The sequence below is a fragment of the Pontibacter populi genome, assembly GCF_019336435.1.
Lineage (GTDB): Bacteria > Bacteroidota > Bacteroidia > Cytophagales > Hymenobacteraceae > Pontibacter > Pontibacter humidus.
Genome location: NZ_JAHWXQ010000003.1, coordinates 179556 through 200467 on the forward strand (window position 1 = coordinate 179556; position 20912 = coordinate 200467).

The 20912-nt window shown below is 46.4% G+C and carries 20 protein-coding genes; 7 read left to right on the top strand and 13 right to left on the bottom strand.

Annotation, left to right across the window (positions count from 1 at the left end; all coding sequences use genetic code 11):
* Positions 1-60 precede the first annotated feature (60 nt).
* From xrtN to KYK27_RS12590, 9 genes are all read right to left on the bottom strand, one after another.
* Positions 61-1440 (bottom strand): exosortase N, encoded by a 1380-nt coding sequence (gene xrtN, locus KYK27_RS12550; RefSeq protein ID WP_199110395.1) that lies wholly within the window; start codon positions 1438-1440, stop codon positions 61-63.
* A complete protein-coding gene (locus KYK27_RS12555) occupies positions 1437-3950 on the bottom strand; it encodes an XrtN system VIT domain-containing protein (protein ID WP_199110396.1) in 2514 nt (837 codons plus the stop codon). The genes xrtN and KYK27_RS12555 overlap by 4 nt, the downstream gene beginning before the upstream one ends.
* Before the next feature lie 97 nt (positions 3951-4047).
* Positions 4048-5292, bottom strand: coding sequence for a hypothetical protein (locus KYK27_RS12560; protein ID WP_199110397.1), 1245 nt, complete (start codon positions 5290-5292; stop codon positions 4048-4050).
* A 59-nt stretch (positions 5293-5351) separates the two neighbouring features.
* Entirely contained in the window at positions 5352-5642 is a 291-nt protein-coding gene (locus KYK27_RS12565; RefSeq protein WP_233150425.1) for a hypothetical protein, read from the bottom strand.
* Between the two features lie 65 nt (positions 5643-5707).
* Positions 5708-5998 carry a hypothetical protein gene (locus tag KYK27_RS12570; RefSeq protein WP_199110398.1) on the bottom strand — a complete coding sequence of 97 codons (291 nt, stop codon included), beginning with the start codon at positions 5996-5998 and terminating at the stop codon, positions 5708-5710.
* 51 nt (positions 5999-6049) lie between these two features.
* Entirely contained in the window at positions 6050-6379 is a 330-nt protein-coding gene (locus tag KYK27_RS12575; protein WP_199110399.1) for a hypothetical protein, read from the bottom strand.
* A 54-nt stretch (positions 6380-6433) separates the two neighbouring features.
* On the bottom strand, positions 6434-6769 hold the full coding sequence (locus KYK27_RS12580) for a potassium transporter KefB (RefSeq protein WP_199110400.1): 336 nt from the start codon (positions 6767-6769) through the stop codon (positions 6434-6436).
* A 77-nt stretch (positions 6770-6846) separates the two neighbouring features.
* A complete protein-coding gene (locus tag KYK27_RS12585; RefSeq protein ID WP_199110401.1) occupies positions 6847-7155 on the bottom strand; it encodes a winged helix-turn-helix domain-containing protein in 309 nt (102 codons plus the stop codon).
* Positions 7156-7162: 7 nt separating this feature from the next.
* Positions 7163-7786, bottom strand: a complete 624-nt coding sequence (locus tag KYK27_RS12590) for a hypothetical protein (protein WP_199110402.1) — start codon at positions 7784-7786, stop codon at positions 7163-7165.
* A 164-nt stretch (positions 7787-7950) separates the two neighbouring features.
* Here KYK27_RS12590 and KYK27_RS12595 point away from each other — a divergent pair, with 164 nt between their 5' ends.
* Complete coding sequence (locus KYK27_RS12595; RefSeq protein WP_199110403.1) at positions 7951-8580, top strand: DsbA family protein; 630 nt, start codon at positions 7951-7953, stop codon at positions 8578-8580.
* 1062 nt (positions 8581-9642) lie between these two features.
* The gene (locus KYK27_RS12600) at positions 9643-10002 is read left to right on the top strand and encodes a DUF1801 domain-containing protein (RefSeq protein ID WP_162425837.1); all 360 of its coding nucleotides are present in this window, start codon (positions 9643-9645) and stop codon (positions 10000-10002) included.
* Here the strand turns inward: KYK27_RS12600 and KYK27_RS12605 are convergent.
* A complete protein-coding gene (locus KYK27_RS12605; protein WP_199110404.1) occupies positions 9989-10903 on the bottom strand; it encodes a cation diffusion facilitator family transporter in 915 nt (304 codons plus the stop codon). The two genes, KYK27_RS12600 and KYK27_RS12605, sit on opposite strands and share 14 nt — an antisense overlap.
* Before the next feature lie 121 nt (positions 10904-11024).
* On the opposite strand from KYK27_RS12605, the gene KYK27_RS12610 reads away from it, so the two are divergent.
* The 4 genes from KYK27_RS12610 (at position 11025) to KYK27_RS12625 (ending at position 15508) form a co-directional block, all read left to right on the top strand.
* A complete protein-coding gene (locus tag KYK27_RS12610; RefSeq protein ID WP_199110405.1) occupies positions 11025-11708 on the top strand; it encodes a response regulator transcription factor in 684 nt (227 codons plus the stop codon).
* Positions 11705-13096: an ATP-binding protein gene (locus KYK27_RS12615; RefSeq protein ID WP_199110406.1), complete on the top strand. Its 1392-nt coding sequence runs from the start codon at positions 11705-11707 to the stop codon at positions 13094-13096. Before KYK27_RS12610 ends, KYK27_RS12615 begins: the two co-directional genes overlap by 4 nt.
* A 153-nt stretch (positions 13097-13249) precedes the next feature.
* A complete protein-coding gene (locus KYK27_RS12620) occupies positions 13250-14821 on the top strand; it encodes a SulP family inorganic anion transporter (protein ID WP_199110407.1) in 1572 nt (523 codons plus the stop codon).
* A 48-nt stretch (positions 14822-14869) separates the two neighbouring features.
* Positions 14870-15508: a carbonic anhydrase gene (locus KYK27_RS12625; RefSeq protein WP_199110408.1), complete on the top strand. Its 639-nt coding sequence runs from the start codon at positions 14870-14872 to the stop codon at positions 15506-15508.
* A gap of 90 nt (positions 15509-15598) precedes the next feature.
* Here the strand turns inward: KYK27_RS12625 and KYK27_RS12630 are convergent, their stop codons facing one another.
* Both KYK27_RS12630 and KYK27_RS12635 read right to left on the bottom strand, forming a co-directional pair.
* Complete coding sequence (locus KYK27_RS12630) at positions 15599-16192, bottom strand: porin family protein (protein ID WP_199110409.1); 594 nt, start codon at positions 16190-16192, stop codon at positions 15599-15601.
* 215 nt (positions 16193-16407) lie between these two features.
* Positions 16408-17490: an SWFGD domain-containing protein gene (locus tag KYK27_RS12635; protein WP_199110410.1), complete on the bottom strand. Its 1083-nt coding sequence runs from the start codon at positions 17488-17490 to the stop codon at positions 16408-16410.
* Positions 17491-17958: 468 nt separating this feature from the next.
* On the opposite strand from KYK27_RS12635, the gene KYK27_RS12640 reads away from it, so the two are divergent.
* Positions 17959-18351, top strand: coding sequence for an Ig-like domain-containing protein (locus KYK27_RS12640; protein ID WP_199110411.1), 393 nt, complete (start codon positions 17959-17961; stop codon positions 18349-18351).
* A 73-nt stretch (positions 18352-18424) separates the two neighbouring features.
* Here KYK27_RS12640 and KYK27_RS12645 read toward each other — a convergent pair whose 3' ends face one another.
* On the bottom strand, positions 18425-20872 hold the full coding sequence (locus KYK27_RS12645) for a type IA DNA topoisomerase (protein ID WP_199110412.1): 2448 nt from the start codon (positions 20870-20872) through the stop codon (positions 18425-18427).
* Positions 20873-20912: the final 40 nt, after the last annotated feature.

A 20912-nucleotide genomic window follows, 5' to 3' on the forward strand; every position in this document is an offset into this window, starting at 1 on the left:
AAACTATAGGTTAGATAAATTCGGCAGCAAAGGTCCGAAAATTCTGCAGAAACCCGATGCCTATAGTTGAGAATTGTTTGGAGTGGTTGCCTGCGTTGTACTGGCGTGACTATAGTTGGTTTGATTAGCAATGATTGTAACGATAGCTTCGGGTAGTTCCTGTTTTTGTGCAACGGTAACATTCACCAGCCTGAACTTAGCTTCGCCTTTCAGCATGCGGGTGCGCCAGTCCCATTGGTCTATTGTTTGGTGTAGCCCGTTATCCATCCACCAGGCAGTGTAAAGGGTGTCTTTCCCTTTTTGAAGCTCGCCCACATACACGTTATAGTTGCCGATCTGCCGCTGCTGCACATGCCTGAACTTATAGCCGCTTCCTTCCCAGCAGATTAACGGATGATGCTCTGTAGAGTAAAAAGCCTGTATCGGCTTCAGGTAAACCAACACATTTTCGTTGCTGTATTTGGTAACTCCGTTCTCCAATGTGGTAGCCTGAAATCCATGTAGCTGTGGTATAGTTTGTTCCAGTGCCATTACCGGTTTTTCACTTTTAATCGTCAGCCCGGTTCCGGTCAGCATAAGGAGCAACAGGTAATTCAGCAGTAAAGAGCCTCTTAAACTGATAGCTGACTTTGGGGATGCATTTGGGGAAGCATTGGATAGATATTGCTGCAGCCTTTTTGCCGTGAAGTAAAAAGGTACAAGCGCATAGATCAGTAAGCAAAGCAAGCCTAACACATCGTGAAGCGGGTTTCCGGGCAAAATCTTAAACCAAACCAACAGCAGAATCCGCAGTAAGTTTGCTACCAGGTTCAGAAGCAGCATAAAACACAGCATCATCCCGATAAACAAGATCGGAAAATTTTTCTGATAAGTCTTTTGCAGATGCGCCAGTATGAAAACAGCCAGGATCAGGGCGAGTGACAGCATTGACAATCCTGCACAAGCTGGGTCTACAGAAAACTCTTCCTCGTTTACCAGAATGATATTCCCGGCAGCTTCCGCCTGTTTTTCCATGGTGTTAAAGATGGCCACAGCCCAGGTAGTTAACTGCATCCGAAGCGGAAAACTGATAATGTTGGCGATGTACTTGAAGATAGGTGAGGCCACCACAAGCAATAGAATCGGGTAGATGGAGATTCTGCCAACTATAAGCTGCGCGCCACACCAGAGTGCCACAACAGAAGTAAAGAAGTACAAGGTACTGTTTTGCAGTGTGGCAGCCAGAAGAGCCAGCACTATAGTTGCGATCAACAGCGCAGGTGATAATGATTTTTGAGGCTGCACCTGCGCTACAAAAGGCACAAGCACCATCGCCAACGCCCATTGGCTGTCCCAGAGCAGGTATTCGCTCAGGAAAATGCCAGCCACCAGTAGGTACAGACCCAATACCAGCAGCGGAATCAACAATTGTTCGGTAGGCCTTAGAGCGGTTAACTTCATCTCAGGAAGTATGGTTTTAACGTGAAATACCCAATGATCAGTGCAGCCAGGAAGATGAGTGCCCATTCTTCAGGCTCCGGCACCGCACCCGAACCATTCATGCTGGCATTTCCCAAGCTGTCTTTACTTTTCTGTATGTCGAAGCGCTCGTAATCTGCCTGCGTTTCCAGCACGATCAGGCTGGATACCGGGCTAACAATATTGGCTTGCGTGGCTTCCGCGATCAGCGCATCTTCTATAAAATCTTTGCTGAAATAACGGGCCCCGATCTGCTGCAACACGTGGTTATAGGCAAACAGGCGTAGCAAATGGTCCGGGGCAGTACCTCCGGCTATAGTTGTGTTTTCTTTAACTATAGCCAACCCCGATTCTCCTAAGCGCACCGTGTTTTGATCGATCGTTGTATTTATAAATTGCTGTTGCTGCAGTAAGGTTGCCAATTGCTTTGTGTCGCCGTACATGGGGGCAATAACGTGCAGTTCTTTCAGGCTTTTAAAGTAAGGCGACAGCTGCTGACCTAACGAGAAGATTCTTATAGTTGATTGTTGCAGCAATGCATCAGCCATCTCCTCTGCAAAGGGAGTGTCTTTCAAGTCGCTGAGGTTAGGAGAGATGCCGTTGCTTTTACTGATGACCAGTGCCTGTTCCGGGTTTTTGATTTTGTGCAGCGGAAAGAGGGAGTAGTTCCGTTGCTGCAACAAGCCAAACAGTTCTGCTTTGTTCTGTTGGTTCAGTTGCACCATTTTTCCATCCCAGACATACACCTGCTTTTGCTGCACGGTCTCCCACACACGATTAAACTCACTCTCAGACCAGCTGGCATTGATATCCAGGTACAGTTGTTGAGGCGCAAATGGCACAAGCTGTTGCGGGAGTTCTGTGATCTTATAGTTGTTGCCAGCAAAACTGAAACTGCCACTTGCCAAAGCAGGTGTACTAAACTGCAGACTCCAGTCCTGACTATAGTTGCCCTGGCGTTTGTACTCGTTGCTGCGCGTAAGTTTATAGTCTGATGGCAATTTCAGGCCGCTCACGTTATCATCTACATGCACCACGGATGTTTCCGTGGCGCCCAGTGTGCTTGGTCCGGTAAAGTAAATGTTGTCGTACACAAGCGAATTGCCGCGTTGCTGAAGCGGAGAGGTTACCCCGATCTTAAACTGGCGTTCTTCTTCAGGTGTGCACGGAAATACCCTTACAGAAACCCTGTTGCCTTCCTGCCAGTGTACCACCGACGGGTCGCGGGCTTCTACGCCAACTATAGTTTTGTAAGCGGTTTGTGCTTTGCTTTTTGTGGTAAGATAGCCTTTTTCTTCGCGGCCGTTTATCCAGAGCGAGAGGGACGAAACTACGCTGCCTTCCGGCAGAAAAAAGGTATAGATAGCTTCCTGTTGGTTGCTGCTGTGGGCCATGTTATTATGCACGCGAAGTACTTTTTCGGTATAAGCCAGCCTGTAGTTCGGGTAAATGCGCACCTGCGACACTACATTGGCGGTACGCAGGTTATTGCCTGACCAAAGTCGTTCCTCGGCCTGGTGGCGCGCATCGTACATGCTTTCCAGAATCTTTATCTTTTCCTTCCTGTCCAGGCCTGGCTCACCCAGCAACAGCACCGATAAAATTACAAGTGGGTCGTGGCGCTTTACTTCATCAAAGTTATCACGGGGCATTTCCCACATACTGAACTCACCAGTAGGAACCTGGTAAACGAGGTCCGTTTTCATGATGCGTTCGGTCAGGTAATCGGCTGGTAGTTGCTGGCTTAGATTTATCCAGCGTGGCAGCGTTTCATTTTCCTGGATGACGTAATCGTTGCCGCTAAAGGTTATCTGTTCGTTGCGGTTCTGCCATTGCCAGATGTAAAAGATATCGAAAAGAATAGGGAAAGAGGCACCGGCCATAAAACTGCGCAGGTATTGCCGGTCTTCGGAGGTCGCTTTGTACACACCAAAACCTAAAGCTACTACCACCCAAAGCGGAACGTAGGTGTGCAACGAAATGCCCAAGGCCAGCACTCCAAAAATACTGATAATGTAAAGCGGCAACAGGTAAACGGCATAGTACACCCAAATTATTGATCCGGCGCCAAGTATAAAAAGCAACCCCTGGTTCAGGCGTTTCGGCAACCGCTCCCGGAAACTATAGGCCATCAGCGATACACAGAAAAGTGTGATAAACGCCTCCAGCCACGGAACAGAATCCTGGAAAATGCTCATCTGGCGGTTAAGCGAGTAACAGCTAATGATAAAAAGTACCAGGTACAGATAAAGGTATTCTATGTGCCGAAAAGGCCTTTTAAAGGAGAACACCCCCTGCGAGAGCATCGCCACAAAGTAAACGGCAGTCAAACTATAGTTTATCCAGAAAAGGCCGAAAGCTACCTCATCTGTTGCGCCGATACCCCACTCCGGTAGCATAAATAGCAGGAAGGAAACTAGAATCAGCCCTACGCCAATTAACTTCAGCTTGAGTTCTGTTTTTACAGGTATTTCTTTGGTCAGAGTTTTCATTTTTTAGACATAGTTCCGGCTGTCCACCACTTGGAAGCTGGGTAGATGGATAGTTTAATAAGAGAAGAAGCAGTAAGAAGATTGTAAGGTCTGGTGCCTACCTAAACCCAAACAGCACCGGGAACAGGAACACGACGATAAGAATCCAGATAAAATAGACAGGCAGGTAAGTGGCAATAGCTTTCCCGAGCTCAGCCACATCCGCTTTTTTAGTAACAGACCTGAAAAGGGAGCGGGTAACGAGCAGCAGGTTTAGCAAAATAAGCACATTGCTACCGAGCACCGCCAGCCTGTTTGGGGTAAGGCCCCATTCCGCAATCCGGAACAAAATAGCCGATAGCGCAATGCTGTTTACTATTACCGTTACGATGGCTAAAAGCAGCAGTACCCAGCTATCGGTGGTGTTTTGTTCTTTGCCGGATTTATCGGCGATAGAGAAAAAGATTAGCGCCATTACCCCGATCAGAAGTACATTAAACAATATCAGGAATTCGCGGTCGTTGTATGGGTCTTTGCCGGAAAAGGGAGTAGCAATGAGGTACACCGAGAGCATGATAAGTACCAGCGGACTGAAAATTTTGGCGATGACCGGAGATACTTTATTTACCAGGTGCGGATTGGTTTGTGTAAGATAGGTAGCAACTATAGGGATGGCTGCAGCCCCGAACACGGCAATATATTCAGCATAAAACTGCTCTATATGGATACCAATTATCGCAAATAAGGCGATGGTGATGCCTGTGAGAATAACACCTGCTATTACCAGGAGCGCCGTCATGACAAGCAGATCGCCATTGAACCGTAGATATCCCAGCCGCCTGCTATGGTTGTTGATCTCGTTGCCGGTATAGGCTACGCCTAAAATACCCCATAACAGGAACGGTAAGTGCAGGCAGGCCAGTACAAGCGTGTCAGTTTCCAAGGTGCCGGGCAGCAGGTTAATGTAGACCAGTGACACCACTATAGTTGCGGCAAGAAGCACGATCCTGTTTGTTTTCAGGTTGTTCTTCCAGGCAAAGTAAGCTGTGAGTAGCGGGAAAACGATAAAGCCAATGTTACGGGGATAAAAGAATTCTTCATCGATCGGTAAAAACGCCGGGAGCTTCGCAACTATACCTGCCACAAGCGATGCCAGCAGCACCAGCAGCAGGTCTCTGCCAGTGCCCCAGGAAATATCATCACTTTCATAGTTCAGCCTTTCGTGCCAGAAATCAGCAAGCAGGTTGCCTTTAAGTTCGGGGTAAATAGCCCTGAACTCCTGGGCAAAAGGCGCTTTGTTGTTACGGTATAACTTCTCCAGCTGGCCGGGGTCGTTAAGATGCGAACGTATTTCGTTTTTCATGGCTGATCTATTTGATCTGTAGAATGTATAGTTTGCTAGAACCTGCTAATACCTGTGTTCTATAGTTTATCGATCATGTCGCCCAGATCACTTACGCCTAATGTGAACATGATCAGCACGATGCCCAAAATGATCTTAACGATTGCCGGAAGTGCAAAACCTAGCTTCTTTCTGAAATAGGCATTGGCAGGCGGAAGGTAAATCAGCGAGATGAGCAGGTAAGCGATTCCCGGAACAGGATGCACCAGGAATAGATTCAGTATGCCGATTATGATAACGAGGACTCCAAAGAGCCAGCCGGCAATATTCCATATAGTTGGTCTGTTATCCGATGCCATTTTATTTTCCATGAGCTTATAGTTTTAATGTTGTTTGAATTTTAATTCACCTTTAGCCTTTAACTTTAGGGTTAGGCTCAGCTTCCGGCAAATGGTGACCCGAAAATACCGACTGCCAGTTCAGCCCAGATTAGAAATAGCGCTACAAGTATAAAAGCAATAAGGCCAATGCGGTAATCCATGTTTCGTACCTTCCTGATCACCAGCTCTACCACCAGTCCTGTACTGAGCAGCAGCACGCCCATCACAATAAAATCAAACAAATCCCAGTCTACTTCATTTGTGAACTGCATCGCTATCAGCGGAATAGATAGAATAAGTGCTACTCCTAGCACAATACCAATAAGTCTTTTGTTCTGCGTTACCATAATCGTTTAGTTTTTTAAGTTATAAATTGATTTAGTGATTATTACTATAGTTTAGAATGAGTTTGTCATCATTTCGATCTTATCGAATAGCTCGCCCACGCCCATGGCTGCCCAGATAATAAAGAGCCCCACCAGTATCTTTACTAACCATATTTTAGGAATAGTAAAGCCAGTCGTTTTCCGGAGGATATCATTTACAGGAAGGAAGTAGAGGAGGGAAAGGAGTACTATAAATATCCCGAAACCGGGGTCGTTGCCCCAGAAGGTATTCACGATACCTATGGCAAAAAAGAGCAGGCCAAAAGTCCAGCTGATGATTGTGAGCGCAGTAGCGCCGTCATTTACTGCTGTTTCGTGCGGATGTTTTTCTTCGGTTGTCATATCATTGTAGTTTTAAGTTGTAACCAGTTTTGGATGTGAAGGAATAGGAGAGGGCTAGTCCCACATGGTGCCTGCTAACCCCAGAACAGTCCCCAGCCAGAGCACGATCATAAATACTACCAGGCTTATTAAATAGGCTATTACCTCTCTCCAGCCACCCTGTGCCCGCAAATGGTCCATGTTGTAAAAGAACAATCCTCCGAGCGCTCCTGCAGCCGGAACAACCAGTACCGGTCTTATCCACCATAGTTCAGGCCAGTTCGGTTTGGGCTCTCCTCCAAGGACGAAGAACAGGATCACAAACAATCCTACTCCTGCGCCTATCAGCATCAGTTTTCCTACTGATACCGGATGAACCGGCTGGTTTTGATATTCACTTTTTTCTTCCATGGGAATCGTGTTTTATAAATTGTGATACGTTTTAATTTAAAGTACTTTGAAATGCAAAGTACAACTACAAAAAAATATCAGTTGTCTTTCCGGTTATTTAAAATAAGCTGTTCCAATGCATCTAAATGGTTGTTAAAAGCTTTTCTGCCGGCATCAGTAGCGTGGTATGTAGTGTTCGGCTTACGGCCTACAAACTGTTTTTCTACACGCAGATACTCAGCTTCTTCAAGGGCACGCAGGTGGCTGGCAAGGTTCCCGTCTGTTAATTGCAGGGTATCTTTCAGCGTACTAAAATCCACACGGTCTTCCACCATCAACACCGACATAATGCCTAGTCTTGCCTTACTTTCGAAGGCCTTGTTTATATTTTCAAGATAATCTTTCACAGGTCTGCTAGCGTTCGTATTTGAAGTACACCAGCGTCCCATACACAATGTGCAGTACTCCAAAGCCCAGTGTCCAGGCTAGTAAACCATACCCCACAAAAAAGCTGGCTACAAGCCCAACTATAATCTCCATTATTCCCAGATACCGAATGTCGCTCAGGGTATACTTGCTGGCGTTCAGCAAAGCGCAACCATAAAAAATAAGCATAACCGGAGCCACCAGGTACAGCAGGTTATGGTAGAACAGTACTAAGCAAAAAACACCGCCAGCTGCCAGTGGTATAAACAGGTTGATCAGCATGCGCTCTGTTTTGCTATCCCAGACACGGTGGCTGTTCTTCTTGGCGTTACGTGCCGTGAAATACGTAGCCGAACTAAGCGCAAGAATAAACACAATGCCCGCTACCGATAGTATAAAAAAAATGGCTTCTCTTGTAAGCGTAAGCCCCAGGATCTCATTGTATACTATATTATGCGTTACCAGGTACCACTTCACAACTGCTGCCCCCAATAGCGCCGAAACACCCGCTGCTACGCCTGAAAGTCCGCTAAGCGAAATAAATCGGGAGGAGCGATCCATGATCTTTCGGATCTCGTGCAGTTCTGCTAATTGGTCTTGCTGTTGGTTCATGTGTAAAGTACTTTGAGTTTCAAAGTTAATCACAGTTTACGTAATGTCAAGTATAGTGGATGAAATATTTTTAATTTCCTGAAATAACTTTCAAAGCAGAAGACATTACAACTTACTGATCGTACCTGCGGTACACTATAGGCAACACAAAAACAGCTTCGTTTATGGTACAGTCTGCTACAACACCTACTATCATGTATGTTACCAACCCGATGTGTGCCTGGTGCTATGGTTTTACAGCTGTGGTGCGCAGGCTGGCCGCTTTGTGGCGGGGAAGGTTACAGGTGCAGGTGCAGATAGGCAACTTGCAGGCGTATGCCACAGAGGCCCTTAAACGCGAAGAACGGGAACGCCTGGCAACCAACTGGCATTGGGTACAGCAACGAACGCACTTACCTTTTGATTTCCGGTTTTTCCTGCAAAAAAAATACATATATGCTACCGAACCTGCCTGCAGGGCTTTGCTATGTATGCGTTTGCTGAAGCCAGTACTCACCCTGGAGGTACTTCGTGCCATGCATTCCGCTTTCTTTGCCGATGGCCTCGATTTAAAAGACACAGCTGTATTGGTGCGTATTGCCGGTATTTTTGGCGTATCAGAGAACCTGTTCCTTGCTTTGTTTGAGTCGGAGGAGGTGATGCAGCAGTTGGATGATGAGTTCGATTTTATTGCCGGTTTAGGTGCCAGTAATTTCCCGAGTATTTACCTCCAGACCCGGCATGGTGCTCAACTGATCTCAAAGGGTTTTTGCCAGTTGGATGAGTTGGAACAAAGGCTTTTAACACATTTATAGTTGGATGACCTAGCAGCGTGCGCAGCTCCTGCTAGCGGCTGAGTTATAGTTCCCCCTCTTTGTCTTTTCGAACAAAGTGAGAAATCTATCTCAGCTTATATTTCGAGCAGCTACAATTCTATAGTTTGCTACTCTACTCACTCAAACCAAGCCTTTTCTTTCATAGCTTTCTTTCATCCTGGGAGCTTTACTGACCCATCGTTTCAATCCGGCTTTGGTGCCCTCACGGCCGGGAGGCCCCGTCTTTGGGCATCGCGCGGTGTACATTTCCTTTTCTCGTACCTCGAAATGCCTGGCGGCACCAGAAATCTACAAGGCGCTCAACCCAAAGACTGAAATCAGTTCGATAGCTATTTAATAGTTTGATTGAGAAGCTATAGTTGCATGGCTTTATCGTGGTGATAGTTTCGTGGAGACAGGTAAACCTGTCCTCATCATGGTCTGTAACTATTGCATTATAGCTCAAATTATAACAAAGGCAGCAATTGTCCCCCTTTGAAGGGGGTAGGGGGGATGACAAACGGAAACTTTAGAACTGTAACTTCAACTTTAGTAACAGCCAAAAATCCCCTCTCGAGAGGGGCAGGGGTGGGTTAATGCGGAACTATGAATCTAAAACCCAGACTATAGTAGTGGCCTTAAAAGCTCCCCGCCTTAGACAAGGAGGGGTTAGGGGTGGTTGGATCACGCAAACTATAAAACATTAACTCCAACTATAGCTTAAAGCACGATCCTGCCAATCCTTTAATGCTGTAAATCCTGATTCAGACAATACCTGTTTCTACCCGGCCAGTTGAGTCAGGAGACTCAACACTCACCAAAAGTCACGAGTCTTGACACTCACGCCAGTTTTACAAACTATACATTTACTTTATCAACTGTTCCCAATCCTGGTTTCAGAAGAATGCTAGAAGGAAGTAAAACACCTAGAGAGACAAGTTAAAACAGCAACTATAAAATGATTGCCTGAACTAGAGCGAGAAACAGAAATATTGACATTAATATTAAAAAAGCCGTATATTTAGGTGCTAGTAACAAGCTTACAAACCACTGCGGATAACTATGAGAACCAAGGCTACCACAAACCAGGTGGATGAATACATCGAAAAGCTGAATCCTGAAAAAGTACATCTGGCGCAGGAAATCCGCCGCATCATTCAAGGGTCGGTTTCGCACCTGGAGGAATGTGTGCGCTGGGATTACCCGTGTTATTTCTTTTATGGGCCTGTTTGTTATTTCGCGTCCTCACGCAGCGGTATCCACTTTGGCTTCTTTAGGGGGAAAGAGCTCTCGGACCCGGCCCGCCGACTGGTTAGCCGTAATGGCCAGCCTTTCCATATCAAGATCCGTACTACCGACGACATTGACGAGGCTTACTTTGGCGAACTGATCCGAGAGGCTGTACTCCTTAATCAGAATTAGGATTACTGCAGGTCTCGTGTTCGCATGCATATCCGGGCACTTCCAACTCTACTGTAACATGTTGCACAGCCAGGTCTGCCATTAATTCCCGTATTCTGGTTTTTATAGTTTCAGTCTCCTCTAAAAGCAGGTTCTCCGATATCACAGCATGTAGCGTCAGCACATTATAGGAGCCATCCAGCGTCCAGCTATGCAGGTCGTGTATCGATTGTATTTCCGGTAGCGCTAGAATACGGCTCTGCACTTCGTCAAGGTTAATATTTGTTGGCGTGCCCTGCAGCAAGATCTTCATGCTTTGGCGCAGGTTTTTCACCACATTGTAGAGTACATAAAGCGTAATACCTATCGATAGAAGTGGATCAATAGCAGGCCAGTTAAAAAAGTAAAGGAAAATACCACCAACCAGAACCGCCACCCAGCCAAGTACATCTTCCATCAGGTGCAGGCGTACCACCCGCTCGTTAATAGAGTTATCGCCTTTTAACCTGAGCACTGCGGCCCCATTCACAACTATACCCAAAATGGCAAAACCGATCATGCCGACAGCGTTTACCGGCTCTGGGTTCCAGATGCGCGGGATTGATTCGGAGAGGATAATAAAAGACCCTACCAGCAGGATAACCGAATTAATAACGGCACCCAGCAGCGAGAAACGCTTATAACCATAAGTAAAACTGCGGTCGCTTCCTTTCTTAGAAAGCTTTTCGAAGTACCAGGCTAAACCAAGCGAAAGCGAATCTCCCAGATCATGCAGGGCGTCTGACATTACGGCAACGCTGTTTATCCAGAAACCACCTACAAACTCCAGTATGGTAAAACCCAGATTCAGGAAAAAAGCTACTTTTATGTTGCTACTGCCGTGGTGGTGATGGGCGTGGTCGTGCGAATGGTTGTGTGCCATAGTTTAAACAACGTTGCAAACGTGTTTTTGATGTTAGTGCTTAACTTTATGTGGATTTCACTGTTTAGCGGTACCAGTAAAAATTGCGATAGTCAGGAATAACCGGTAAGATAACAAAAGTATGAAAGTATTGTTGATCGAGGACGAGCCTAAAGTAGCCTCCTTTATAAAAAAGGGCCTGGAAGAACAAGCCTTTGAAGTAGACCAGGCATACGACGGGACTTTCGGTGTTAAACTGGCCCTGCAGCACGAATACGACCTCATTATCCTGGATGTGATTCTGCCGCACATGAGCGGGCTGGATGTGTGCCGGGAGATACGCAGGCATAATGCTACGGTATCAATCCTGATGCTGACTGCACTTGGCACCACCGACGATAAGATAACAGGCCTCGATGCAGGCGCCGACGATTACCTGACCAAACCTTTTGAGTTTAAAGAGCTGCTGGCCCGTATGCGAGCCTTAAGCCGCCGTGGCACCGAAAATAATGCCGGCGAGAAGCTAACTATAGCCGACCTCGAACTGGATGTGGTAAAGAAAACTGTTACGCGTGGAGGCAAGCCAGTTAACCTCACAGCCCGTGAGTTCGCGCTTCTTCAATATCTTCTTCGCAACAAAGAGCGTGTTGTATCCAGGGTAGATATTACGGAACAGGTCTGGGAAACCTCTTTTGATACAGGCAGCAACGTGATTGATGTGTACATAAACTTCCTCCGTAAAAAAATAGATAAAGATCATCCTGCCAAACTCATACATACGCTTGTTGGCATGGGCTATGTACTAAAAGAGCAACTGGAAGTATGAAAATAAGAACCAGACTTACGTTGCAGTTTGCTGGTATTTTTAGCCTGCTGCTGGCGCTGTTCTCATTAGTGATTTATTATTTTACCTCTATTTACAGGCAGGAAGATTTTTATGACCGCATTCTCAGCCGTGCGCATGTAGTAGCCAGGTATGTGTTTGATGCTGATGAAGCGGATGTTCAGACCAAACGCCTGAACCAGATACGCTTTTACCAGGTGCTGCCCTACGAAGTTGTAAAGATCTACAACAAGGATAATAAACAGGTATTTTCAGAAGGCAGTGGAGACTTAGAGGTAAATGAAGCGTTACTTGCTAAGGTACGCGAAGAGAAAGAGGTGCATTTTGAGCAGGACGTTCGGCAGGTTGTTGGCATAACTTATACAGATAACAAGAGTGAGTTTGTGATTTTGGCCTCATCGGTGGATGCCTATAGTTTAAAAAAGCTGCAACACCTGAAGGTGATCCTTATAGTTGGCTTGCTGGGCTCGATTGTAGTTGTGCTGGTAGCAGGTTGGATTTTTGCAAAAGGAGCCCTTCGGCCAATTACAAAAGTAGTAAGCGAAGTAGAGAAAATATCAGCTTCGGACCTGCACATGCGCCTGAGCAATGCCGATGGTAAAGACGAGCTTTCGCACCTGGCACAAACATTTAATAAGATGCTGGAGCGCCTGGAACTGGCTTTCGAAATGCAGAGCACCTTTGTATCCAGCGCCTCCCACGAACTACGCACACCGCTTACCACCATGATGGGCGAACTGGAAGTTGCCCTGATGAAATCCCGCACGCCGGAAGAATACCAACGCGTTTTGCAGTCTACTCTGGAAGATGCGCGACTTTTAACAGAACTCTCCAATGGTTTGCTGCAGATAGCCCAGGCAAGTATAGATTCCTCAAAAATTGACCTGGCTTACCTTAGATTTGATGAAATTGCCTGGATGGCCCGCGACCAGGTAATAAAGCGCCGCCCCGATGCCCACATCGACATTGATTTTGCAGAACTGCCAGACGACGAAGACAGGCTTATAGTTAAAGGGAATGAGGCTTTGTTGCTTATCGCGATGGTGAACGTTATCGAAAATGCCATTAAGTTCTCGCCTTCGGGTAGGAGTGCCACTGTGCGCATCATGATCGGTAAAAATGATGTGAAGCTTGTTGTGAAAGACCGCGGCCTGGGTATACATGAAGAAGACCTGAAACACGTATTCGTACCTTTCTTTCGGGCTGATAATGTGCGTGATATAACCGGCCATGGTATTGGTTTGCCGCTTAGCGAGCGCATCTTAAAACTGCACCGGGGTACGATAGAAGTACACTCTAAAATTAAGCAGGGTACCGAGGTAACGCTAACATTACCACAGGCTTACGGAATTATTTCTGCCCGTTCCTGATTTTTAATCTCTTTTTAATCTCGTTTTAATTCCGCCTTAATGCCGCAACTATAGCTTTGTTGCATTAGGTGAGACTAACAGCTTTTGCTCCTGCCCTTACAGTTTGCTGTGGGGCGGGGCAATCGTTGGTTGCTCGTGAGATTAAAAGCTTATATGAGATCAGAAACAAATAAGAGTACGCGTTTTGCTACGCTGGCCAAAGATATCCCGGCCGGTTTGGTTGTTTTCCTGGTGGCGCTGCCACTTTGCCTTGGTATTTCGCTGGCGTCGGGCGCGCCGCTGTTTGCCGGTATTATTACCGGTATAATTGGAGGTGTGGTGGTGTCGTGGCTGAGCGGCTCGCAACTGAGCGTGAGTGGCCCTGCCGCCGGACTTACGGTTATAGTGCTGAACGGTATAGAGACGCTGCAAACCTATGAAGCGTTCTTACTGGCTGTTGTGCTGGCAGGCCTGTTGCAGCTTGTGCTGGGCTTTTTAAAAGCCGGTGTTATTGGCCTTTACTTTCCTTCTTCGGTTATCCGGGGCATGCTGGCCGCCATTGGGCTTATCCTTATCCTGAAGCAAATCCCTCACTTTTTAGGGGCTGACGAGGATTTCTTCGGAAGCCTTAATTTTATACAGAACGACGGGAAAAATACTTTCTCGGGAATTACATATGCCATCTCGGCTATTAACCTGGGGGCGTTTATAGTTGGCCTGGTTTCGCTGGGCATACTTCTGCTTTGGGATACGCCTGCTTTTAAACGTGTAAAGCTCTTTAAGTTTATTCCGGGTGCGCTTATAGTTGTGCTTGCCTCGGTAGGTATAAATACCCTGTTCCTGAACTTTTATCCGCAACTGGCTATCTCCAGCAGTCACCTGGTTAATCTGCCAATCATTTCCAGCTTCCAGGATTTTGGCAATGAGCTCCGCCTTCCTGACTTTGCTTCCTTTACAAATCCGTCTGTTTATGTAGTGGCCTTTACCATCGCTATAGTTGCCAGTTTAGAAACTCTGCTAAGCGTAGAGGCTGTAGACAAACTGGACCCGCACAAGCGCCGGACACCAACCAACCGCGAGCTTAAAGCGCAGGGTATAGGCAACATGCTGAGCGGCCTGATCGGTGGTTTGCCCATGACGGCAGTAATTGTGCGTAGTTCGGCTAATATAGTGGCAGGAGGTGAAACAAGGCTATCAAGTTTTGTGCATGGTTTGTTTCTGTTGCTCTCTGTTGTGCTGATGGCTGGTTTCCTGAACCAGGTACCCTTATCTGCTCTTGCTGCGGTACTGCTTATAGTTGGTTTTAAACTTACGAAGCCTGCTTTATACAAAGGACAGCTCAAACTTGGCTCCGAGCAGTTCATCCCTTTTATAGTTACCATCCTCGCTATTCTGTTTACTGACCTGCTTGTAGGTATCTGTGTTGGCCTGGCAGTAGGCGTGTTTTACATTCTGAAAGCAAACTATAAGTCGCCATACTTTTACCACAAAGAGGAGCAACGAGACAAAGCACTTATCCGGATCAAACTTAGCGAGCACGTGTCCTTCCTCAACAAGGCCAGCATTGTGCTTACCCTGGACCATATGCCTGCTAATAGCCATGTTTTAATTGACGGGGGGCACTCAGAATTCATTGACTACGATGTGCTGGAGGCGATACAGGAATTTAAGCAAACTGCCCATGAGCGCAACATTACAGTTGAGGTACGCAACGTGCCCGAAGTAATGGCGATGGAAGTACACTAACATCAAATTTAAAAAGATCAACCACGGAAAATTTAACTGAACTATAGCATGAAAAGGATATTAGAAAACAATAAGAAATGGGTGTCGGAGAAACTGAATGACGACCCGGAATATTTTAACAAGTTATCATTAGGGCAGGAGCCGCGTTACCTGTTCATCGGTTGTTCCGATAGCCGTGTGCCATCTACAGCCATAACCGGCACTGGCCCCGGCGAGATGTTTGTGCACCGCAATATTGCCAACATGGTTGTACATACCGACATGAACCTGCTTTCGGTGTTGCAATATGCCGTTGAGGTACTGAAAGTAAAAGTGATTATGGTAGTCGGCCACTATGGTTGCGGAGGCGTGGCAGCGGCTGCCAGCAACAAGCAATTTGGCTTAATTGATAACTGGCTGCGAAATATTAAAGATGTGATGCGCCTGCACGAACGCGAGATCATCAGCATTTACGATGAGGAGGCCCGCCTGCGTCGCCTTGTGGAGTTAAACGTGATCGAGCAGGTACATAACCTTTCCAAAACGTCCATCATCCAGAATGCCATGTTAACCGATAATCCTCCGAAACTATATGGCCTGGTATATGACCTGAAAGAAGGGTTACTCCGTGATTTAAAAGTTAATGTGAACTCGTTTAAGCGGTACGAGCACATTTATAGTGTAACTGAAGAAAGTGAAATGGTTTAAAGTTGATCTAATTTAATCTGTGAACAGAAAAGCCCCGGTTTATGGCCGGGGCTTTTGTTTTATAGTCAGCAAATGCTGCGAGTAACTTTATTAATAGAACAGGTAGCTCAGCATCAGGAAAATGGTAGAGTTACGACGCTCCTGGTTTACAAATGGGCCTTCATCATCAATATCCTTCAGACCGCCCGTGTAACGAACCTCAAGTCCAATGTTGCTTGCACCACGGTAACCGATGCCTGCTGCGTAACCCAGATCTATGCTGTAAGGGTGGTCTGTAATATCGTTTTTTGTAGTTACAGTAGTGTTGTTGTTAGTGGTCTCGGTTACACGTTTTGCTTTTACCATAAACGATGCCTGTGGACCCAGGTCAAAGAACAGGCCGCCAGCCGAAACATGCAGCAACAGAGGAACATCTACATAGTTTAATCTGAATCTGTCTTCGACGTTGGCAACTTCTCTCTGTGCTCCGCGGGAAGTATAAATAGCTTCCAGCTGAATACCGATCAGTTCGTTTATGTGCTGCTGATAAAACAGACCGGCTGCATAGCCTACGCGGTGATCATAGTTCTTTGCGTCATCGCCTTTGAAAGTTGCATAGGTACCACCGGCTTTAATACCAAGCTGTTGTGCTGATGCTGCGAACGTGAACGATAAAAAGCAAAATAATAATACAATTTTTTTCATGAGTATAATTTCTGATAGTTATGCAATAAACAACCACAGCACTTGCTACAGCGCCGCTTACATTAAAATATTGTGAATGTTAGGGGCAGCAAAAGTGCAAATAAAAAAGCCTTGCTGCAATAAATCAGCAAGGCTTTTTTGTGGAGTTTCATCCACTATTCAAATGTAGTAGCTACCATTGGTACCCGTAAGAATAACGGGGCCGGTTGTAAGCTCTACCACTCATAGTCTCTGCGCGAAGATGATCCGTAAGAGTAGGGAGGTCCGCTATATGACCCTGACGAGTATCCTGATGAGGATGATCTGCCACTCCCATAGCGGTTATAGTCGCTGTCGCTTTCACGATCGCGCATCTCATCCATTCTTCTTCTGCGTTCTGCTTCTTCATCACCAAACCACGACTTTATCTCATCGCCGGCACGGTCAAAAAAGCCACGGTCTTCGTCGCTGTCGCGGTAGCCTCTGCTATAGTCGCTTGTGTAACGGTCTCTGTCGTAGCTGCCTGAACCCGAACCATAGTTTGATGAACCATAGCCTGAGCTTCTGTCTCTGTCATAGCTGCCTGAGCCATAGCCTGTAGAGCCGGTGCCCATGCTGCCGTAAGAAGAGCCACGGCCATAGTTTGATGATCCTGATCCATAGTTAGTATTACCATAACCTGAGCTTCCAGAACCATAGTTAGATGAACCTGAGCTGTAGCCGGAACCAGTGCTGCCATAGCCAGTGCTGCCATAGTTAGATGAACCATAGTTTGAGCTGCCCGAACCATAACGGTTGCCATAGCTCGAACCTGAACCATAGCCACTGCCGTAGGAGCTTCTGTTTCTAGTATCATCATCGTCTGTCATGCGGTCCCAGGCATTCGAAACGCGGTTCTTGGTACGATCCCATGCGTTTTCGATTCTGTCGCCAGTTCTGTCCCATGAGTCACGGCCACTGCGGTCATAATCGCTGCCGTAGCGTGAGCCTGATGTACCCATATTTCTGTTATAGTTTGATGAGCCGTAGCCAGAAGAAGAACCATATCCGGAAGAGCCATAACCTGAAGTTCCATAATTACTGCCCGAGCCATAGTTGCTACCGGATGAACGGCCATATGTAGAACCGCTGCCATATCCTGAGCCTGAACTATAGTCGCGACCAGTAGTTAGATTAGAACCTGTTCTGTTAGCTCTGTTTCTATAATCACTGCTGCTGCTATTTAAATTGTCCGAATAATAATTTCCGGACGAGCCTCTGGACTCAGTTCGTTGGTTTTCGCCGTGCGGGTTGTAACCCGAGTTTTCATAGCTTCTCATAGATTTTGGGGTTTTTCGATTAATAAAATATTCAAAGAAATGCTGCAAGGGCAATGCCAATGCAACGTGCTTTTTTACGGTTCATTCAGCATTAAGTTATCTGTCAGACCACATAGCAGGCAGGCATTCAGGTGGGTAGCAACTATAGAATTTGCACAGCACAAGCCAGTTTTTTTACAGTTCTCAACTTGATATTGAGGTAGTGTTTTTATGAGAAAAGATCGGTTTATAAGATTACCACCTGCCAGTTGAAGAAAGTAGGGTGTTGAATGCTAGGTAAATTTGTATTATAAAAATAATATACTTTGTTTTGGATGGTTTTTTGAAAAATATTTTTGTACTTAATAGGCTGTAAATTAAATGATTTGTACTTTGGAATTACCTTAAAAGGATGCTGACTTGAACTATTAAATGGTATTTTTAAGTTATGGGTTCTTTGGGGTAATTTTCTTTTAGCCAATACATACCATGAAATTTAAAACAATACTGGCTTCTATGCTCGCCATAGTAGCCTTATCGGGCTGCGATGACCTTCTGGAAGAGGATAACATGGGACCAGATGGTTCAAATCCAAGCTTAACGATAAACAACCCTACCAACAACCAGTCTGTCAGCCAGACGAAGGGGTTGCGCATTTATGTTACAGCTGTAGATAAGGATGCTGTAAAAGTAGATGTTGCGGTAAAAGGTCATGAAACGAATTTTATTACGTACAGCAAAGTATCGCGTAAAAATGTGGTAGACTTTGATACGCTTATATCTGTTGAGAACCTGGCACCTGGTACTTACCAGTTAGTAGTTCGGGCAACTGATGGACGTACAAATGTTTCGGAAGAGCAGGTTAACTTTATTCTTAAATAAAGGCGAACAACTTTACATAAATAACAAAGGGCAACTATAGCAGTTGCCCTTTGTTATTTATAGGGTTGGGGTTTTAGAATTGGTACACTACCTGCCACTGGTCATTTATAGTCAGCGATGCTTCAAAAGCATTACCGGTTTTATGCGATATAAAGCCTTTGATTTTCCCGGTCTTGCCTTTGGTAAGTAACGTCGCGATCTGTTTTTCGGAAAGCGTTTTACCACCAATCTCAAAGGGTACTTTAAACTGGCAACCTTCTCTAAAGCGGCTGCAACCATATGCGGTACTGCCCTTCAGCATTTTACCTTGCTTACATCGCGGACAGGTCGCAAACGGGTCAGCAGCGGGCTTCTTTTCCGCGACTTCTACCTGTATCTGCTGGCCATTCAGTTTCAGGATTCCATCAAAGCTATTTCCATCAGCTCCCTGCAAGCCTTTTATAGTTGGTGTTTTGCCCTTTGTGAGCAGTGCAGTTACTTGTTTCTCGTTCAGCGGCTTGCCAAACTGTTCTATCGGAATTAAAAAGCGACAGCCATCTTTGTACCGGATGCACCCATACGCCGAAGAACCTTTAACTATATAGCCTTGCTGGCAGGCAGGGCAGGAGCCAAGTCCTTGGGTTGGTGCGGCTGTTTTCTCTTTTGCTGTGGCTGGTTTTTTAGCTTTGGCGGTAGTGCCGCCTGCTTTAGCCGGAGCAGTTGTGCTGGCCTGTGGCTCTATAGTTACCGTGGCGGTATCGTATTTTACTTCCTGTACCAGGCTGATCACAAAGTTCTGAAGTTCCTGCAAAAAGGCTTCGGCCTTAAATTCGCCGCCTTCAATCTGGCGTAGTTTCTTTTCCCATTGCCCCGTCATCTCCGCCGACTTCAGTGTCTGGTTCTTGATCACACCAATTAGGTCAATACCCATTTGTGTCGGGATGATCTTCTTTTTGTCTTTGCGGATGTACTGGCGTTTGTAAAGTGTTTCGATGATAGCAGCGCGCGTAGACGGACGACCGATACCGTTCTCTTTGAGGGCATCTTTCAGTTCTTCGTCTTCCATCTGTTTGCCGGCAGTTTCCATGGCGCGCAGCAGGGTAGCTTCCGTGTACTCCTTCGGCGGGTTGGTCATTTTCTTTTCCAGCAAAGGCTCGTGCGGGCCATGTTCGCCTTTATCGAAATGAGGTAGAACACCAGTTGTTACTTCTTCGGCTTCACCCTCTTTGGCAGGAGCGTCCGGTTTTATATCTTCCGCACCATACAGCACGCGCCAGCCCGGTTCCAGAATCTGCTTGCCACGCACTCTGAACGTATAACCTGCCGATTCCGCATTCACGGTCGTGTTGCTAACAATACAATCCGGGTAAAAGGCAGCTAAAAAACGACGGGTGATGATATCATATACGTCCGCTTCGCGACCATATAGTACGTTGGCCGATGAACCGGTAGGAATAATGGCGTGGTGGTCGGTTACTTTATTGTTGTTGAATACTTTTTTTGTCTTTCGGATCTTGTCCTGCAGCAGTGGTGCTACTTCCTGTCTATAGTTGTCGAGGCCCTGCAGGATGCCCGGTATCTTCGGGTAAATATCGTCCGGCAAGTAAGTAGTATCTACACGCGGATAGGAAACCACTTTTTTCTCGTACAGGCTTTGCACCGTCTTCAGGGTTTCGTCTGCCGACATGCCCAGTTTGTTATTGCACTCTATCTGCAGTGACGTCAGGTCGAATAAGTTACGCGGCGCCTCGGTTCCTTTTTTGGTCTCAACGTCGGTTATAGTTAGCTCGGCCTGTTTAATGGCCTCCATAATCTTCTGCGCATCTTCCTCTTTCTGGAAACGGCCGTTGGTACTGGCAAACGTTACATCGCGGTATACGGTCTTTAGTTCCCAGAAAGGCTGCGGCACAAAGTTGGTAATCTCGTGGTGGCGGTTAACCAGCATGGCCAGCGTGGGTGTCTGCACACGGCCAATTGATAAGGTCTGGCGGCTGCCGTTGGCATACTTCAGCGTAAACAAACGTGTGGCATTTAAACCCAGCAGCCAATCGCCGATGGCGCGGCTTTTACCGGCCTGGTACAGCGAATCGAACTCCGAACCTTCGCGTAGCTTGGCAAAACCCTGTCGTATGGCTTCTTCAGTAAGTGATGATATCCAGAGACGTTTGAAAGGCTTTCTGTATTTGGCTTCCGTTAATACCCAGCGCTGTATTACTTCTCCTTCCTGGCCGGCATCTCCGCAGTTTATGACTTCTTCGGCATTATCTAAAAGTTGCTTGATGATCTTGAACTGCTTCTGTACGCCACTGTCCTGCATCAGCTTAATGCCGTATTGTTCCGGCAACATGGGCAGGTCGTGGATGCTCCAGCGTTTCCACTCAGGGCGGTAATCGTCGGGTTCGCGCAGGGTGCAGAAGTGCCCGAACGTCCAGGTTACCTGGTAGCCATTACCTTCAAAATAGCCGTCCATCCTGTTTTTAGCACCAATTACATTGGCAATTTCGCGGGCCACACTCGGTTTTTCAGCAATGCAAACTTTCAAGCTCTTGTATCCTTTCTGGTATAACTATAGAATTCAAATT

Coding starts and splice junctions, on each gene's coding strand:
- xrtN (WP_199110395.1), bottom strand. CDS start 1,440: ATGAAGTTAACCGCTCTAAGGCCTACCGAACAATTGTTGATTCCGCTG.
- KYK27_RS12555 (WP_199110396.1), bottom strand. CDS start 3,950: ATGAAAACTCTGACCAAAGAAATACCTGTAAAAACAGAACTCAAGCTG.
- KYK27_RS12560 (WP_199110397.1), bottom strand. CDS start 5,292: ATGAAAAACGAAATACGTTCGCATCTTAACGACCCCGGCCAGCTGGAG.
- KYK27_RS12565 (WP_233150425.1), bottom strand. CDS start 5,642: ATGGAAAATAAAATGGCATCGGATAACAGACCAACTATATGGAATATT.
- KYK27_RS12570 (WP_199110398.1), bottom strand. CDS start 5,998: ATGGTAACGCAGAACAAAAGACTTATTGGTATTGTGCTAGGAGTAGCA.
- KYK27_RS12575 (WP_199110399.1), bottom strand. CDS start 6,379: ATGACAACCGAAGAAAAACATCCGCACGAAACAGCAGTAAATGACGGC.
- KYK27_RS12580 (WP_199110400.1), bottom strand. CDS start 6,769: ATGGAAGAAAAAAGTGAATATCAAAACCAGCCGGTTCATCCGGTATCA.
- KYK27_RS12590 (WP_199110402.1), bottom strand. CDS start 7,786: ATGAACCAACAGCAAGACCAATTAGCAGAACTGCACGAGATCCGAAAG.
- KYK27_RS12595 (WP_199110403.1), top strand. CDS start 7,951: ATGGTACAGTCTGCTACAACACCTACTATCATGTATGTTACCAACCCG.
- KYK27_RS12600 (WP_162425837.1), top strand. CDS start 9,643: ATGAGAACCAAGGCTACCACAAACCAGGTGGATGAATACATCGAAAAG.
- KYK27_RS12605 (WP_199110404.1), bottom strand. CDS start 10,903: ATGGCACACAACCATTCGCACGACCACGCCCATCACCACCACGGCAGT.
- KYK27_RS12610 (WP_199110405.1), top strand. CDS start 11,025: ATGAAAGTATTGTTGATCGAGGACGAGCCTAAAGTAGCCTCCTTTATA.
- KYK27_RS12615 (WP_199110406.1), top strand. CDS start 11,705: ATGAAAATAAGAACCAGACTTACGTTGCAGTTTGCTGGTATTTTTAGC.
- KYK27_RS12620 (WP_199110407.1), top strand. CDS start 13,250: ATGAGATCAGAAACAAATAAGAGTACGCGTTTTGCTACGCTGGCCAAA.
- KYK27_RS12625 (WP_199110408.1), top strand. CDS start 14,870: ATGAAAAGGATATTAGAAAACAATAAGAAATGGGTGTCGGAGAAACTG.
- KYK27_RS12630 (WP_199110409.1), bottom strand. CDS start 16,192: ATGAAAAAAATTGTATTATTATTTTGCTTTTTATCGTTCACGTTCGCA.
- KYK27_RS12635 (WP_199110410.1), bottom strand. CDS start 17,490: ATGAGAAGCTATGAAAACTCGGGTTACAACCCGCACGGCGAAAACCAA.
- KYK27_RS12640 (WP_199110411.1), top strand. CDS start 17,959: ATGAAATTTAAAACAATACTGGCTTCTATGCTCGCCATAGTAGCCTTA.